This is a genomic window from Pseudomonas sp. AF32, from assembly GCF_022342325.2.
GTDB lineage: Bacteria > Pseudomonadota > Gammaproteobacteria > Pseudomonadales > Pseudomonadaceae > Aquipseudomonas > Aquipseudomonas uvaldensis.
Genome location: NZ_RQJK02000036.1, coordinates 21,966 through 37,029, shown reverse-complemented (window position 1 = coordinate 37,029; position 15,064 = coordinate 21,966). Strand labels below are relative to the sequence as shown.

Sequence of the window (15,064 nt, the reverse complement as noted above, 5' to 3'; positions counted from 1 at the left end):
GCAGCGTCGTTCCTGCGTTACCTCACCACGGCAGACCGGTAAGCACCCGGCCCTATGCCAAAAGCCTGTTTGAACTGCCTGGTGAGATGGCTTTGATCAGCAAAGCCGAGTTCCGCGGCGACCCTTGATGGAGTAATGCCCTGCTTCAATAACATTTGCGCACACGCCAGGCGCTTTTGCGTGACCCAGCTATGGGGAGGCAGGCCGGTTGCTTTGCGAAATACTCGGGCAAAGTGAAAAGGGGAGAGACCGACGCTGGAGGCAAGCTCCTCTAGCGAAGGGGGGAACGCCAGGCGCTCAAGCAGTATTTCCCTGGCCCTGCGCACCGCTACCGGCTCCTTCCCTGGCGCAGCGACCGGGCCTATCCCGGCATGCCGCTGGAACAGCATCAGCGCGGCTTCCCTCCAGGCGGTTTGCTGCAGCAATGCCGAAGCCTCATGTTCTGCAAACGAATGAACATTACTGAACGCCCGCGCCACTTGGGAGTCGGTCACGACGCTGCTGACGAAGCGGGGAGAGCCGTTGAAGCGTAGCTCCAGCTCAGCCAGGACCTCGGCAAGCTGCGTCAACGTGGGGTAAAAACCTCGGTAGCGCCATCCCTCATTGTGGGCGGTGGCACCGGTATGCAGCTCGTCCGGATTGATCAGGACCACGGAACCGATGGGGGCAACGTGTTCACTGCCGCGATGCCGAAACCGCTGCGCCCCCGACTCGATGACCGAGATGACAAAACTGTCGTGAACGTGGGGGGTGAAGCGCTGCTGGTAATATTGAGCGTGCAGCAATTCCACGCCACCCAGGCTTGAGGCTTGCCAGAAACGCGTGTTTTCAATCTTGCTGGCCACGGTTCACCTCAGAGTATTGACCTGAACAGGTAGAAACAGCCCATGCTGACCAGCACGCTCGTCAGCACCCGTCCCGTCCAGAGCATGAGAACCAAGGTGCAGAGACCACCCAGCAAGTACGGATTCAAAACGCTCAGGCTCAGCGTATGGCCTGGCAGGAAAATGATGGGTCCGCAGATCGCGGTCAGCATCCCTGGCACCGCGAAGGAAAGGAAATCCCGGGTGCCTTGGTTCAGTCTAAACGGTAAGCGTGGCTCCAGAAACAGGTAGCGATTCAGGAAGACAACCGCCCCCATCCCCACGATAACGGCGAGGATCATGAGCGTCCCTCCAGCAGCCGCTTGCACACGAAGCCCGCCGTCATGCCAGCCAACCCCGACACCACCAGCGCAGACTCCCAACGCCAATAACCGAGCAGCACCGAACAGGCCAGGGATACGACCACGCACACTATCGTCGGGACCGATTTCACCACTGGGGTGACCAACGCGATGAAGGTTGCCGCGATGGAAAACTCCAACCCGAGCGACTCAAGGTTCGGAATGCGCTGGCCCAGCAGGATCCCTCCCAGGGTGAACACATTCCAGGCCAGGTAGAAGCTGAGGCCGACCCCCAGCGCAAACCAGCGGCTGAACGTCTTTTGATCGTACTGGCTGTTCAGCGCGAAAAACTCGTCGGTCAGAAGAAAGCCGAGACCTATTCGCCATCGCGAAGAAAGCGAGGACAGGGTGGCGCGCATGTGCAAACCGTAAAGCAGGTGTTGTGACGTCAGCAGAAGGGTGGTCACAAGTATCGAGGACAGGCTGGCCCCTGTCTTGATCATGCCAATGGCGACGAGCTGGGCGGCACCGGCAAAAACGATGGCCGAGAAGCCTTGGCTTTCCAGAGGCGTCATCTGGGCATCGATCGCCAATGATCCGACCAGCAAGCCCCAGGGCGCGCAAGCCAGGGACAATGGAATCACAGCCATCGAGCCTTTCCAGAAGGCTTGATAAGGCGAAAGGGTGGAACGCATGAGCGGTGCACTTCGATGATGAACGGGGTTTCAGAATCTTGGATTGTGCGGCCGTGGTATTGAACGATATTGCTGTTTGGGGGCGTTGGGCGCTTGAGCGCCGCAATCTTCAGCGAAGTCGCGCACAGCCTCACTCATCAAGATCGCTGGATACTTCTTTAGCCAGCTCAATGAAAACTCGCACCGCCGCGCTCAGAAAGGCGTCCTTTCGCCGCATTAGAACGGCGGTTCGCTGCAAGCGTTCTGGCTCCAGTGTAAGGGCCATCAGATCGTCATGGGCCAACGCGATTTTGGCAGGCAATAACGTCGACAGATTCGTCCGGCGAACGATTTCGATTACGGCGCCGAGCGCATTGGCCTCCATCTGCACTTGGGGGCGAATCTCGTGTTTGCGGCAATAGCGGTCGATTTGTTCGCGAGTGGCAAACTCCGTACTGAGCAGGACCAGAGACTCGGTACTCAGCTCCTGCAATCCAATGGACCGTTCCGCGGCCAAGCGGTGCCTGCGGCTCACCACTAAAGCCAGGGTTTCTTTCAGCAAGGGGATGGCCTCGATGTCCGACGTATTTATTTCATCGAACGCGATCCCCAGGTCCAATTCTCCTGACAAAAGCAACTCCTCGATGCGCTCCTGGGAGATCTCTTTCAGGTTGAGGGTGATTTTAGGGTACCGGGAGTGAAATGCCTCGATCAGGGGCCCCACCAGATAGGTCGTGAACGTCGGTGTCACGGCTACGCGTAATGAGCCACGGCTGAGGTCGCTCACGTCATGGATGGCGCTTTTCGCTTCCCGTAATTGCTGATAGGCACGGCGCGCATAGAGAAGATAGACATCTCCGGCATCAGTCAAACGTGTTGTGCGTCCTGAGCGGTCGAAGAGCTGGGCTCCAAGGCTCTCTTCCAGCTGTTTCACCTGCTGCGAAAGGGCTGGCTGAGATACATGCAGCGCCGCTGCAGCCTTCGTGAAACTGAGGTGTTCCGCAACCGCAAGGAAATACTGAATGTGTCGAGCGAGCATGGCTTAACTCATAAGATAATCTGATCTACAACATAATAAATGAGACTTTTACCTTATGTAATGCGTTGCCTAATGTTTGTCTCACACCCAGCGACACTGAGACAGCAACCATGAAAGCGATCATCGACGGTTTTCTGAGATTCCAACAAAACGCCTTCCCTGAGCGGGTCAAACTGTTCAAAAACCTGGCCAACCAGCAGAGCCCGAAAGCACTGTTCATCTCTTGCTCTGACAGCCGACTGGTGCCTGAACTGGTCACCCAGCGCGAGCCTGGCGATCTGTTTGTCATCCGCAACGCCGGCAATATCGTGCCTTCCTATGGCCCGGAGCCGGGCGGGGTTTCGGCCTCTGTCGAATATGCGGTCGCCGGACTCAATGTCGCGGACATCGTGATTTGCGGCCACTCCGATTGCGGCGCGATGACCGCCATCGCCACCTGCAAGTGCCTGGACCACATGCCCGCCGTGGCCGGCTGGCTGCGGTACGCGGACTCCGCCAAGGTTGTTAACGATGCTCGCAAACACCCGGATCAGCCAGCCAAAGTCGCTTCCATGGTGCGTGAAAACGTCATCGCGCAACTGGCCAATATCCAGACACACCCATCCGTTCGCCTGGCTCTTGAAGAAGGCCGCGTGACCCTGCATGGCTGGATTTATGACATCGAGAGTGGGCGTATCGACGCCTTCGATGGCAGCACCGGGACCTTCGTGTCCCTCGCAGAGAACCTGGACGTTTACGCCGTTTCCCAACAAGCCAGGCACGTTGCCTGAAACCTCTACAGGCACCTTTTACTCATCAGGAGATTCATCATGATCCAGACCCAAGCCACTCGCACCGCTCGTCAGGAACTGACCGAGACCATCATTTTGGCCAAGGCTCGCAAAGACCTCTCATTCGCCGAGATTGTTGAAGGCACCGGCCTGTCCGAAGCTTTCGTGACAGCAGCCCTGCTTGGCCAGCACCCATTGCCATCTGACGCCGCAAATGCCGTGGGCAGGAAGCTCGACCTTGATGCTGACCAAATCGCTTTGCTGCAAACGATGCCAATTCGCGGCAGCTTTTTTGACGGCGTACCGTCCGACCCTACCATCTACCGTTTCTACGAGATGATCTCGGTATACGGCACCACCCTCAAAGCGCTGGTTCACGAAAAGTTCGGCGACGGCATCATCAGCGCCATCAACTTCAAGCTGGACATCAAGAAAGTCGAAGATCCGGATGGCGGCCACCGCGCAGTCATCACGCTGGATGGCAAGTATCTGCCTACCAAGCCTTTCTGATGTAACTCGGCCCGGCGCCCGACGGCGACCGGGCTACCCCCGACTTTTATTACGGCTGAGCACCGCTTGCGTGCTTTGGCTCTTTCACGTCCTCGAAAAGGTGATTGCTATGAAACTGTTACTCGTTCTATTCCTGGGCTGCTTTGGTTCTGTTGCTATGGCCGATGAGCAGGAGGCTCAGATCGCACAGCTTACGGTCGAGCCCTATCGGTATTCTCAGAACTTGGATATCGCGCACGTTGTGGCGATTACTCAGGTACCAGATGTCTGCGATGTAGTACCGATGCAGATGACTTATGACGATTCCAAGACGTCGGGTTTCTCGTTAGGAAATAAATACTATTGTCGCGGTTCTACATTATCCAACACCCGATTCGCCAACAACGAACTCAGCTCAATCAACTGCTGAATCCCCAGCGCCAAATGACGTCGCGAACCATCCAGGTCAAACGCCAGATCAGTAACCATGGCATCGGCCGAAGCCAGCGTTTCACTGAGGTTAGCGAGCATGCATTCGTTATCGAGGCCTTTCACAACGGTGAAAACCTGCCCCGGTTTCGGTTCGTCTTTGGATTGATCCGGCTTCGGCAGCAAGTAGTGATCGAGCACGCGTTTGGTGGTTTCTTCTTGCTGCTTGGCTTTGGATTTTGCGGATTGCGGTGTGGGGTCTGCATCTGGGGGATTTGGAGTTGCTTTGAACATTTTCACGTTTCCTTTGTTAGTAGGCCGCTACCGTCTCGCTACTAAACGAAAGGGAGGCAGCTGTGCGCAAGTTAGTAGACCGGTAGGAAAACGGAAAACCCGGCGCGCCCGAAGGCGCCATGCGCACAGCCACCATCGAGTGCGGGCAATGCCCGACTGATGAGACTCATGCGACCGTATCCTTAACCGGGCTACTAAACCCGACCACTGATGAGCAGTGGCAGGACAGACAATAGAACCCAGGGACAAGGCGCACAAGCGGGCGGATTCTGGCGTAGTTGTAGGCAAAGGCGCAAGGATTTGTAGCTTCATAGACGGTGTAGGTGGGGGCTGTAGGAGGGAGGTTCTCAACGAAAAGGGGGACGGATTTATCTTTCTGTCTCTGTCCGATTTTGGCCGATGCTACCAGCCGCGAAATGCGTCTAGCCGCGCGTTCCTGTCCTGGAGCCCGGCTGTGGACGTAGGCATTAAACGGGTCATCATGCTCAGGTGACGACGAAGGCAATCCCCCTTTGCTCTTACGTGGCCCCGATTTCAGTCAAGGCGATCAATGGCACGCGCAAGATTTGCTCGTGCCTGCTGCTCGAACGCGTCGAAGTAGGGCGCGGTTGTATAAATACGGCCGCGCGCTAGAAAGCCCTCCAGGATCTGGCGTCGCTTTTGGCGATAGATAGACATCGGCACGTGCAAGTACTCGCGGCGGATTTGTTGGTCGTACTCCTCGAACCGCTCGAGCGATGCCCCAAGGATCGCCAGATCCGTGTCCACCAACACCGCCTCATCTACCGACGCCGGGGCGCTGTCGTGTCGCGTCACCATGACCAGGTCGTAAAGCCTGCGGCGGGTTTCGTCGTCCAGGCCGCTATCACGTGCCACCTCATCCAGCCATTGGGCGCTGCGCAGCTCGTTGTCGCTGCGAAGGGGGTCGTAGATCGCGTCGTGGAACCACAGCGCGAGGTCGACTTCGGCGGGGGCCTGGCAGGCAGCGTTGACGAGTCGACGCACCTGTAGGCACTCAGCCAAGTGCTGGCGGTTGTGGTACGCGCGGTGTGGCTCGTCGTAGTGTCGAATGAGTTGTTCGTGCGTTTCTTGTGACGCGTCTCTGACGCCAAGCCCCGTCCAGACGCGAGCCCAGGCGGTAAAACCCAGTGCCTCAGGCGCGTCGAGATCGCCGTGTGCCCAGGCTGGAAATAGCCCACTTCCTTCTGACTGTCTCGTCATTGCTGCTCCAGCGCATTAATGTAGCGTTCCACCCAAGCGATCAATTACATCCCACGCCGTACCCGCCCCGGCGCCTCACCGTATATCTCCTTGAACTTCTTACTGAAAGCCGCCTGGGATTGATACCCCACCTGGGAGGCAATGTCAGCCAGTCCCAAATGCGAATGGCCCAGCAGGCTGAAAGCCAGTTCCATTCGAACCTGCGTCAACAAGACCCAAGGCGAAACGCCGGCTACCCGCACGAACGCTCGCATGAACGTTGCGCGGGACATGCTCGCGATCTCGGCCAGCGCATCCACTGTCCATTCCTGACCCGGCTCGGCCAGCATCGACTGCCAGGCCCGGCCCAGCCGCTTATCGGCCAACAGGGCCAGGGTGCCGGTGTGTTGGCCGTGGCTTGCGAGGTGAGCGCGCAGGATCAAGGTGAACAGCGCCTGGGACAAGGCATCGAGTAAAAAGTGTGCGCCGACTTGATCGTTATCGGCTTCACCTCGCAACATGTCGACCAGTGCCGGCAAGGGGGCACTCGCAGGGAGAGCCGCACTGGGTATCACGAGGTGCTCGGGGAGGGCGCTGAATAACAGGGAGGCACGATTGTAGTGGAAGCTTCCGCAAAGCATGTCCAGGTCCGTGCTCCCGCGGCCAATGCGGTAAAGCGGCAGCGTTCCACCGGAAGCCAGCCTCGGGGTACCCGGCTCAGCCGTTTTTCCAAGACCATGCAGCAGGTGCGGTGCGCCACGGGGCAGGAGCAGAATGTCTCCAGCTCGCATCGGCAGGCGCTGGCCGTCTGGAAATTCGACTCGGCATTCTCCCGCCAGGACAATGTGATAAGGCGCTTTTCCCAAGGCTTCCTGCTGGTGATCGAGTGCCCAATCGCCCTGGAACTGACACCGCAGATCCACGCTGCCCCGCACATTGGCCAAGCTGATGAGTTTATCGATCGAATTCATTTGAGCGCTTCGCATAAAAATCTGAGCGGATTGGACAAAACCGAATCACGCCCTGGAGGGAAACTGAGCCTGTCGAAACAGTACACCAACTTGCTCAGGAGTCATGCGATGTTCAATAACTGGTCCGAACTGCTACCCACCATCCAGAAGGCTTTCGGTGCGCTCGGAAGGAGCAACCCTAAAATGGTCAAGGCTTACATGGCCCTTGGCGAGGCCTCTGCCGAAAACGATGTGCTGGATGCGAAAACCCGAGAGTTGATCTCGATTGCCGTCGCGGTCACCACCCGCTGTGACGGATGTATCGCCGTCCATGCGGACGCGGCGATCAAGGCTGGAGCGAGCCGCGAAGAAGTGGCGGCTACGTTGGCGACCGCGGTTTCGCTCAACGCGGGCGCTGCCTACATCTATTCGTTACGCACGTTGGAAGCGTACGACTCGCTGAAAAAATAGCGCCTGCTGGTGCAGGCGCCTGGCCTCGGTACCGTGTGGTATCGGGGCTTTTTAATGTCTGCAGGATCTTGGGGCCCCCGACGCAACGCCGCAGGTAATCCACTACGATGAGACTGCGAGTTCACTGACAATCGAGACCACGGGGTGCCGATCTCAAGGGCCGGCACCCTGTGTGGGTGAGAACCTCAAACAGCCACCGACTCCAGCGTCGATTCGAGGAATTGGAACGCGGTCTGTTTCGAGCGGTGGGTCGATTCGAAGAATGCCAGGTGACTGCCGTTGCTCTCCACATGCAGCATGGCGTCGCTGATGGATTCGGCAATGCGCTGAGAGCCGCCGATGTGAGTGGTTTCGTCGGCGTCGCCGGCGACCACCAGTGTCGGCACGTTGATTTGTCCCAACCGTGACTGCAGCTCGGTCTTGTTCAACGCATCGTTGAGCCGCGCATAACGATAGAACAGTTCCTCGTTGACGTAGGGGTAGAGCGCCGCGTGGGCAATCGAGTCCGGGATGGTCGCCAGTGTCGCCTGGTCCAGGAACAATGCCTGCAGGTCGCTGGCCTCGTTTCGGTCGACAGCGGCCGACTCCATCAGCCATTCGAAATTCTGCTGGTGAGCGGTGCGCAGGCTGTTGTCGCCCAGGTTGTAGTCGCCGTGCCACAGGCTCAGGGAGTTCACCCGCTCGGGGTGGATGGCGGCAGCGCTCAACGCGATCACCGCGCCACCGCAAATACCCATCAGGTGCGCGCTGGACAGTTCGAAGTGGTTCATCACGTTGATCAGGTCGCCGACCTGGGCGTCGGTGTCCACCGACAACTGATCGAACGAGGTGCAGGACCCGAACAGCCCCCGGGTTTCCCAGGTGACCACGAAGAACCGCTCGCTCAGCGCATTGAACCAGTCGCGGCACAGATCGAAAGGCATGCCGCAGGGCAGGGCCAGGACAATCGCCGGGCGCTGTCGGTTGATGCTGGCATGGACCGACAACGCGACGTTGTCTCGGGTGATGAGGTGCACGGTTTCAACCTCTGGCACCGCACCACTGAAATCGAAGTGTCTGACCAGACGCCCGAAGTCCCTGACACTGTCGAACTCGTCGAAGTGGTCATAGGAGTAATCCAGCGCCTGGCAGATTTTCTTGCTGATAAACATCTCGAAGGACGACAGTTGCGCCTCGCCATCATGCACGTATTGCACGGCTTTGACGCCGATGCGTGCGAAGGCGGCGCTGACCGCCCGTTCCGTGGCCCTCACGCTGGGTGAGGCCTGGTCGGGTGACGGCTCATTTGCCCGAGCGAGAAAGCTCAGGCAAATGGGATCGGGCAGATGGATGGCAAGGTGCCTAAGCATCCTCACGGTCTCGCACAGGCGCGTGGCTGCGTCGGTGGAAATAGTCATGGATTGGGGGACTCCTGTCAGGCACGTTGCTCATGCCAACTGTCGTATGGCACTGAAAAAATCAGACCGCTTCGAATTTCTTGCCTCGGGTGGTGTGGGTGACCAGGCGGTTGTAGGACGGGGTCTTGTCGCCGATCACCTGGACCGCGCCGTATTTCTCGAGGCTGATGCGACCGCCGTACTCCTCGATGTGGTCGGAGTCCGGATAGATCTTCACGAAGGACGGAACGTAACGGGACGCGAAGCCCATGCGCATGTCCTGGGTCTCACCGCTATGGGGATAGGAGGCGTGCATCAGGGTCGACCAGAAAATGATGAACTGGCCGGCCTTCATCTGCATCGGCACGGCGGAGGATTCGTCAGGCTTGAAGTTCTCGTCGATCTGCAGCTGGCGATAGTCGTAGCCGAAGAAACCGCGGCGTACGCCGTCCTTGACCACCGAACTGTTGTTGGCGTCAGGATCGTAGGCCATGCGCTTGGTTTCGTCGTAGTTCATGCTGTTCTGGGTGCCGGGGATGAACTGCAGGCAACCATTGGCGATGTTGGCGTCGGTGAACGCGGTCCAGACGGTGATGGTGCCGCCGAAGTCTTCGTTTTCCGGCCACAGGATCTGCGGCTTGCCCGAGGCGTTGGCGAAGGTGTCCGCCTGGTGCCAGTCGGTGCCTTCATCGCCCGGGTATTTGGGGAAGAACTCGGTGCGCCAGCACAGCACATCCGGGCCGAGGATGCTTTCGACGCGGTCGCAGATTTCAGGGCGGCAGATGTGGCTGGCGAGGAAATCGTCATCCAGGTGGCGATCATAGTTGGCGATGTTGGTGCCGGCGGAAATCGCATCCAGATCCTGGTAGGCGGCAGCGCTACGGTCGAGCAGGCGCAGGCGGGTACGTTTCCAGGCTTCTTTCATTTCTTCTGGCGAATAGGCGTCGAAAGGTCCGATAAAACCGTTCTTCTCGAAGGACGCGCGTTCTTCGGGGGTCAAGGCGAATTTCTTGCTCATGGGCTTTTCCTTTTCGGTCAATGGGCTTGGACAAGGGAGCGCTGGATGCAATCGGCCAACACCTTGGCGGTCGCACCGTTGGCCAGTACACCCGGGTCCAGGTTGACCTGGTAATGGGCCTTGAAGGTGCTCAGGGAGCGGATCAGGGCCAGGGAGGTACCGCCGAAATCGAAAAAATCATCGTTCAGGCCGATGTTCTTCAGACCAAGGTCCTGGGACCAGACCTTGAGCACGAACTGCTCTTGCTCGGTAAGACCTTCGGCCACGTGCTGCACGGTGGCTTCGACGGATTCGGGCGAGGGCAGGCGTTTCTTGTCGATCTTGCCGTGGTCGGTGACCGGCAGCTGCGCCAAGGCGATGTAGGCCGAAGGACGCATGTAGTCCGGCAGGTTGGTGGCCACCAGGGCGGCGACTTCGCTGCGAACCTGCTCGGTCCAGGCATTCACGCCCTGGGCCGGTACCACGTAGGCGACCAGGCGCCAGTCGCCATCGCCGTAATCGTGACCGGTCACATGGGCGGCGGCCACGGCAGGGCTGGTTTGCAGGCAGGCTTCGACCTCTCCGGGCTCGATGCGGAAACCGCGGATCTTCAGTTGCTCATCGCAACGGCCAGCGTAGCGGTACTCGCCATCATCGCCCAATACCACCAGGTCTCCGGTGCGATAGGCGCGCCCTGGACGATCAGGCAATTGCACGAAACGCTCGGCGTTCAAGGCCGGACGGTTCAGGTAGCCCAGTGCGACACCGGCACCTTCGATGTACAACTCCCCGGCAGTGCCCTGGGGCACCGGTTGCTGGTCGGCGTCGAGCAGGTTCAGGTGCCAGCCATCCAGGGGCGCACCGATGGACACCATGGCCGCGCTTTCCAGATCCTGGCCCAGCACGCGCTTGAAGGTGGTGTGAACGGTGGCTTCGGTGATGCCGTACATGTTGATCAGAGCCGGCTTCTGATCGCCATGGCGTTCGACCCAAGGGCGCAATACCGTGGCTGGCAACGCTTCGCCGCCGAATACCACGTAGCGCAGCGCCAATGGTGCCTTCGCCTGACGGTCCGCTTCATCGAGGCCACGGAAGGCCGAAGGGGTCTGGCTCAGGACGGTCACGCCCCGATCGACCAGCCATTGACGGGTGGCGGTGGGCGAACGCGTCACGTCGTAAGGCACGACGGCCACGTGGCCGCCATGGGCCAGGGCGCCCCAGATTTCCCACACCGAGAAGTCGAAGCCAATGGAGTGGAACATTGACCAGACGTCCTGCTCGTTGAAAGCGTATTCACGTTGGGTGCTTTCCAGCAGGCGGCTTACGTTGGCGTGGGCCACCAGCACACCCTTGGGCTCGCCGGTGGAGCCGGACGTGTAGATGACGTAGGCCGGTGCCTGGTCGGGGTTGCGGCGGTCGACCTCGGCAATCGGTTCCAGCGCCGGCCCGGCCAGCAGATCGGCCAGGGACAGGACGCGCACGGAAGGACTCTGCGCCAGCTCGGCGAGCTCTCCGATCAGCAGGCTCATGCCGCTGTCGCGCACGATGTGTTCGACGCGCTTGCCGGGGTATTGCGGATCGACCGGGACGTAGGCGCCGCCGGCCTTGAGGATGCCCAGCAGGCTGATGACCAGATCGACGCTGCGCGCCAGGCACATCCCGACCAGCATGCCGTCCTTGACGCCTTCCTGGCGAAGACGGGCGGCCAACTGCGACGAAGCCGCATCGAGTTGCGCATAACTCAACGAGCGCGTGGCGTCTGAAACCGCCGTTCGCTCGGGAAACTCACGGGCCCGGGCGGTGAAGATTTCATGCAGGAATGCACCGGGCGTGAGGGGGGCTGGCGCGGGGTAGACCGATCCGCCAGTGTTCTTAATCGGCATGACTAACGCTCCTGTTAATTGCCAGGTGCAGCGTATTTGCGCATTTGCGAAAACCGTTGCACTCGAGACGTCACTGCGGCCCACGGGATCGTTTGATGCGCCTGTGCGATTCGCAGCTGCCGCATTTCAGCACCGAGTCCGTGCCGGCGTCTGTCGCGGGAAATGGGGACAAATCGCTTTGGCAGGAACGCAGCGCCAAGGTGCGTCGGGTCTGTCCCGGTTTGCGGTGCCAGACATCCCGCCGGATCAATGTTTTTATCCTTGCCCGACAGCGGGGCGTATTGGTTTTGCCCCATACGACGTGGATCCGTGGGGTCCGTGGTTCAGGAGTCATTCATGAGTTTTCACACAAACACTGCGTCCGCCATCAGCGATGAATCGTTGCTCGATGCGGACTTCGACGGGTCGGTCAGGCTGTCGCTGCTTGCCGATGGATCGAATCTGCCGGTGGTCATCGAACCTGTCGACCCCGGGCTGGATCCGTCGGCGTGGGCCGGCCGTCATCGCGAGGCCATCGAGGCGTTGCTGTGTCGGCATGGTGCGGTGCTGTTTCGCGGTTTCGACCTCGCCTCGGTACCCGCCTTCGAAGCGTTCGCCGAGGCCCTGTCGCCGGGGCTGCATGGCAGCTACGGTGACTTGCCGAAGAAGGAGGGTGGACGCAACGTCTATCGCTCCACGCCTTATCCCGAACGGGAAATGATCCTGTACCACAACGAGAGCTCGCACCTGGAAAGCTGGCCGCGCAAGCAGTGGTTTTACTGCGAGCAGCCTTCGCGAGTGGGGGGCGCCACGCCACTGGCCGACATCCGGCAAGTGCTGCAACGTTTGCCGGCCGAGGTGGTGGCACGTTTCGAACAAAAAGGGCTGATGTACAGCCGCACGTTCACGGCCGGGGTCGAGCCGAGCTGGGAGTCGTTCTTCGGCACCACTGACCGCGCTGCCGTCGAACAGCGTTGCCGGGAACAGGGCACCGATTTCGAATGGCTCGACCACGACACGCTCCAGGTTCGCACCCTCTGCCCGGCGGTGATCCGTCATCCCGTGACCGGCGAACCGGCGTTTTTCAACCAGGTACAGCTGCACCATCCGTTCTGCCTTGGCGAAGAAATGCGCGAGGACCTGCTCGACATGTTCGGCGCCGACCGGCTGCCGCGCATGGTCAGTTATGGCGATGGCACGCCCATCGAGGACGACGTCATGGCGCTGGTCGGCGATATCTACGAGGCCTGCGCCGTCCGTTTCGACTGGCGCAAGGGCGATGTCGTGATGCTCGACAACATGTTGGCAGCCCATGCACGGGATCCATACGAAGAGCCACGGTTGATCGTCGTGGCCATGGGCGAGATGACCGCCAGGGGCGACGTCTGGCAACCGGCGTGAGCCATCGCGTGACTCCATTCGAGGACAGCAACCCATGAAAGACCAGAAAGCGAAGAAAACCCGGCCGGGTTCGGTCATGCGCCTGCTGTGGCGCAACCATCCCTGGCTGACGCTCTTCACCTTGATTTGCGGTGTCATCAGCGGGGTTGCGTCCATCGCGGTGGTGAGTGTGATCAACCAGGCGATCCATAACGATGGGCCACGCCTGGAGGCCTTGTACTGGTTCGTCGGGCTCAGCGCGACGGCGCTGATCCTGCGTAACGGCGCGGCATTGTTCCCGGCTTACGCGAGCATGCGGATCATGACGCGGTTGCGCATCGCGCTGTGCCGCAAGATCCTCGCAACGCCGCTGGAAGAGGTGGACCGGCGCGGCCCTCCCAACGTGTTGACCATGCTGACCAATGACATCCCGCAACTGAATACGACATTGGTGGTGATGCCCACGGTGCTGGTGGAAATGACGGTGTTCCTGTTCGGCATCGCCTACCTGGCTTACCTGTCATGGGTGGTCCTGGCCTTGACGGTTTCGCTGATGATCCTGGGGGTGGGTCTTTACCTGTTCTTCTTCGCCAGCGGCGTCAGGTCCACCAACCGGGTGCGCGACGAGTTCACCGCATTCAACGAATACACCCATGCGTTGGTGTTCGGCCTCAAGGAACTGAAACTCAACGGCATCCGCCGCCGTTGGTTCGGCCGCTCCGCCATCGAAGCCTCTTCGACTCGGGTGGCGCGCTACAACTTCGTCGAGCGCCTGTGGTACACCGCGGCCGACAACGTAGGTCAGTTCACCTTGTCATTGCTGATTGGTTGCCTGTTGTTTGCCGCGCCACTGGTCAGTGCGGTCGATCCGAAGGTGATGACGGCCAGCGTGCTGGCGGTGCTCTACATCATGGGGCCGCTCTCGCTGCTGGTGGGGGCGATGCCGGTGCTGGCGGCGGGGCGTGTTGCCTGCACCCGTCTCGCCGAGTTCGGTTTTGCGATCAACGATCCGCACCCGGATCCCGTCGTGGCCGAAACGCCGAAAGTGCATCTGCTCGAACAAAAGAAGTCCTGGGACAGCATCGAGTTGAAAGGCGTGCAGATGCATTATCACGACGTGCAGGCCGACAGCGGATTTTCCCTGGGGCCTATCGACCTGACCGTGCAGTCGGGCGAATTGATCTACATCGTCGGCGGCAACGGCTGCGGTAAAAGCACCCTGGCCAAGGTGCTCTGCGGGCTTTACGTCCCGCAAAGCGGCGAGGTGCTGCTTGACGGGGTCGCCATCACCGATGAAAGCCGCAGTGACTACCGCGATCTGTTTTCCGCGGTGTTCTCCGACTTCCATCTGTTCAATCGCTTGATCGGTCCGGACGAAGAGGACGGCAACCCGGTCCTGGCGAGCAAGTACCTGGAAACCCTCGGGCTGGCCGACAAGATCAAGATCGAAGGACTCGGTTACTCGACCATGAAGGCATTGTCCTATGGCCAGCAGAAACGCCTGGCCCTGGTGTGCGCGTACATGGAGGACCGCCCGGTCTACGTGCTCGACGAATGGGCCGCCGACCAGGACCCGCCGTTCAAGAAGTTCTTCTACGAGGAATTGCTGCCCGACCTCAAGCGCCGCGGCAAGACGGTGTTGATCATTACTCACGATGATCAGTACTTCCAACTGGCCGATCGCATCATCAAGTTGGCGGACGGGCAGATCGTTTCCGATATCAACTGCGCCATTCGCGACAAGCGAGCCTGAATGAGCGCCCCCAGATTGCCCTCCGGCTGGCGATGTTGTCGCGGCGAGCCCTGCGCAAACCTTTGATAAACGCCTGACCTGACCCCACCCGACACCGCGGATCCGCCGTCGGGTGGCGATGTCACGCATCCGCCATTCACCCGTTCGACCCGTACTGCGCCGGTTGTTTGTCCGGGCAGCACTGACAAATTTCTGAGAAGGAACGTATGACATTT

The 15,064-nt window shown here is 59.8% G+C and carries 16 protein-coding genes; 6 read left to right on the top strand and 10 right to left on the bottom strand.

The features are described 5' to 3' along the window. Positions 1 to 17 precede the first annotated feature (17 nt). The 4 genes from EGM97_RS25410 to cynR all read right to left on the bottom strand — a co-directional run bounded on the left by EGM97_RS25410 (position 18) and on the right by cynR (position 2,878). Positions 18 to 845 (bottom strand): AraC family transcriptional regulator, encoded by an 828-nt coding sequence (locus EGM97_RS25410; protein WP_238961641.1) that lies wholly within the window; start codon positions 843 to 845, stop codon positions 18 to 20. An 8-nt stretch (positions 846 to 853) separates the two neighbouring features. Continuing rightward, positions 854 to 1,165 carry an AzlD domain-containing protein gene (locus EGM97_RS25405; protein ID WP_238961642.1) on the bottom strand — a complete coding sequence of 104 codons (312 nt, stop codon included), beginning with the start codon at positions 1,163 to 1,165 and terminating at the stop codon, positions 854 to 856. Next, entirely contained in the window at positions 1,162 to 1,860 is a 699-nt protein-coding gene (locus tag EGM97_RS25400; RefSeq protein ID WP_238961643.1) for an AzlC family ABC transporter permease, read from the bottom strand. Before EGM97_RS25400 ends, EGM97_RS25405 begins: the two co-directional genes overlap by 4 nt. Before the next feature lie 130 nt (positions 1,861 to 1,990). Beyond that, the gene (gene cynR / locus EGM97_RS25395) at positions 1,991 to 2,878 is read right to left on the bottom strand and encodes a transcriptional regulator CynR (protein WP_238961644.1); all 888 of its coding nucleotides are present in this window, start codon (positions 2,876 to 2,878) and stop codon (positions 1,991 to 1,993) included. 110 nt (positions 2,879 to 2,988) lie between these two features. On the opposite strand from cynR, the gene EGM97_RS25390 reads away from it, so the two are divergent. Genes EGM97_RS25390 through EGM97_RS25380 form a run of 3 tightly spaced genes read left to right on the top strand, consistent with a single transcriptional unit; the run spans position 2,989 to position 4,567 of the window. After that, positions 2,989 to 3,648: a carbonic anhydrase gene (locus tag EGM97_RS25390; protein ID WP_238961645.1), complete on the top strand. Its 660-nt coding sequence runs from the start codon at positions 2,989 to 2,991 to the stop codon at positions 3,646 to 3,648. A 39-nt stretch (positions 3,649 to 3,687) separates the two neighbouring features. After that, positions 3,688 to 4,158, top strand: a complete 471-nt coding sequence (gene cynS, locus EGM97_RS25385; RefSeq protein WP_238961646.1) for a cyanase — start codon at positions 3,688 to 3,690, stop codon at positions 4,156 to 4,158. Beyond that, positions 4,097 to 4,567, top strand: a complete 471-nt coding sequence (locus EGM97_RS25380; RefSeq protein ID WP_477788875.1) for a DUF2790 domain-containing protein — start codon at positions 4,097 to 4,099, stop codon at positions 4,565 to 4,567. Before cynS ends, EGM97_RS25380 begins: the two co-directional genes overlap by 62 nt. Here EGM97_RS25380 and EGM97_RS25375 read toward each other — a convergent pair. The 3 genes from EGM97_RS25375 to EGM97_RS25365 all read right to left on the bottom strand — a co-directional run bounded on the left by EGM97_RS25375 (position 4,498) and on the right by EGM97_RS25365 (position 7,031). Then, positions 4,498 to 4,860 (bottom strand): DUF6124 family protein, encoded by a 363-nt coding sequence (locus EGM97_RS25375; protein ID WP_238961648.1) that lies wholly within the window; start codon positions 4,858 to 4,860, stop codon positions 4,498 to 4,500. The two genes, EGM97_RS25380 and EGM97_RS25375, sit on opposite strands and share 70 nt — an antisense overlap. A gap of 534 nt (positions 4,861 to 5,394) precedes the next feature. Next, positions 5,395 to 6,081 (bottom strand): HD domain-containing protein, encoded by a 687-nt coding sequence (locus EGM97_RS25370; protein WP_238961649.1) that lies wholly within the window; start codon positions 6,079 to 6,081, stop codon positions 5,395 to 5,397. Positions 6,082 to 6,125: 44 nt separating this feature from the next. Beyond that, positions 6,126 to 7,031: an AraC family transcriptional regulator gene (locus EGM97_RS25365; protein WP_238961650.1), complete on the bottom strand. Its 906-nt coding sequence runs from the start codon at positions 7,029 to 7,031 to the stop codon at positions 6,126 to 6,128. A gap of 108 nt (positions 7,032 to 7,139) precedes the next feature. On the opposite strand from EGM97_RS25365, the gene EGM97_RS25360 reads away from it, so the two are divergent. Then, positions 7,140 to 7,481: a carboxymuconolactone decarboxylase family protein gene (locus EGM97_RS25360; RefSeq protein ID WP_159285738.1), complete on the top strand. Its 342-nt coding sequence runs from the start codon at positions 7,140 to 7,142 to the stop codon at positions 7,479 to 7,481. 185 nt (positions 7,482 to 7,666) lie between these two features. Here the strand turns inward: EGM97_RS25360 and syrC are convergent, their stop codons facing one another. From syrC to syrB1, 3 genes are all read right to left on the bottom strand, one after another. Then, the gene (syrC, locus tag EGM97_RS25355; protein WP_238961651.1) at positions 7,667 to 8,878 is read right to left on the bottom strand and encodes a syringomycin E biosynthesis aminoacyltransferase SyrC; all 1,212 of its coding nucleotides are present in this window, start codon (positions 8,876 to 8,878) and stop codon (positions 7,667 to 7,669) included. A gap of 61 nt (positions 8,879 to 8,939) precedes the next feature. Beyond that, a complete protein-coding gene (gene syrB2 / locus EGM97_RS25350; protein WP_238961652.1) occupies positions 8,940 to 9,875 on the bottom strand; it encodes a syringomycin E biosynthesis L-threonyl-[L-threonyl-carrier protein] 4-chlorinase SyrB2 in 936 nt (311 codons plus the stop codon). A gap of 17 nt (positions 9,876 to 9,892) precedes the next feature. Further along, positions 9,893 to 11,737 (bottom strand): syringomycin E biosynthesis L-threonine--[L-threonyl-carrier protein] ligase SyrB1, encoded by a 1,845-nt coding sequence (syrB1, locus tag EGM97_RS25345; protein ID WP_238961653.1) that lies wholly within the window; start codon positions 11,735 to 11,737, stop codon positions 9,893 to 9,895. Between the two features lie 336 nt (positions 11,738 to 12,073). On the opposite strand from syrB1, the gene EGM97_RS25340 reads away from it, so the two are divergent. Next, positions 12,074 to 13,117 (top strand): TauD/TfdA family dioxygenase, encoded by a 1,044-nt coding sequence (locus tag EGM97_RS25340; RefSeq protein ID WP_238961654.1) that lies wholly within the window; start codon positions 12,074 to 12,076, stop codon positions 13,115 to 13,117. Between the two features lie 34 nt (positions 13,118 to 13,151). Then, complete coding sequence (locus EGM97_RS25335) at positions 13,152 to 14,849, top strand: cyclic peptide export ABC transporter (protein ID WP_238961655.1); 1,698 nt, start codon at positions 13,152 to 13,154, stop codon at positions 14,847 to 14,849. Positions 14,850 to 15,064 lie beyond the last annotated feature (215 nt).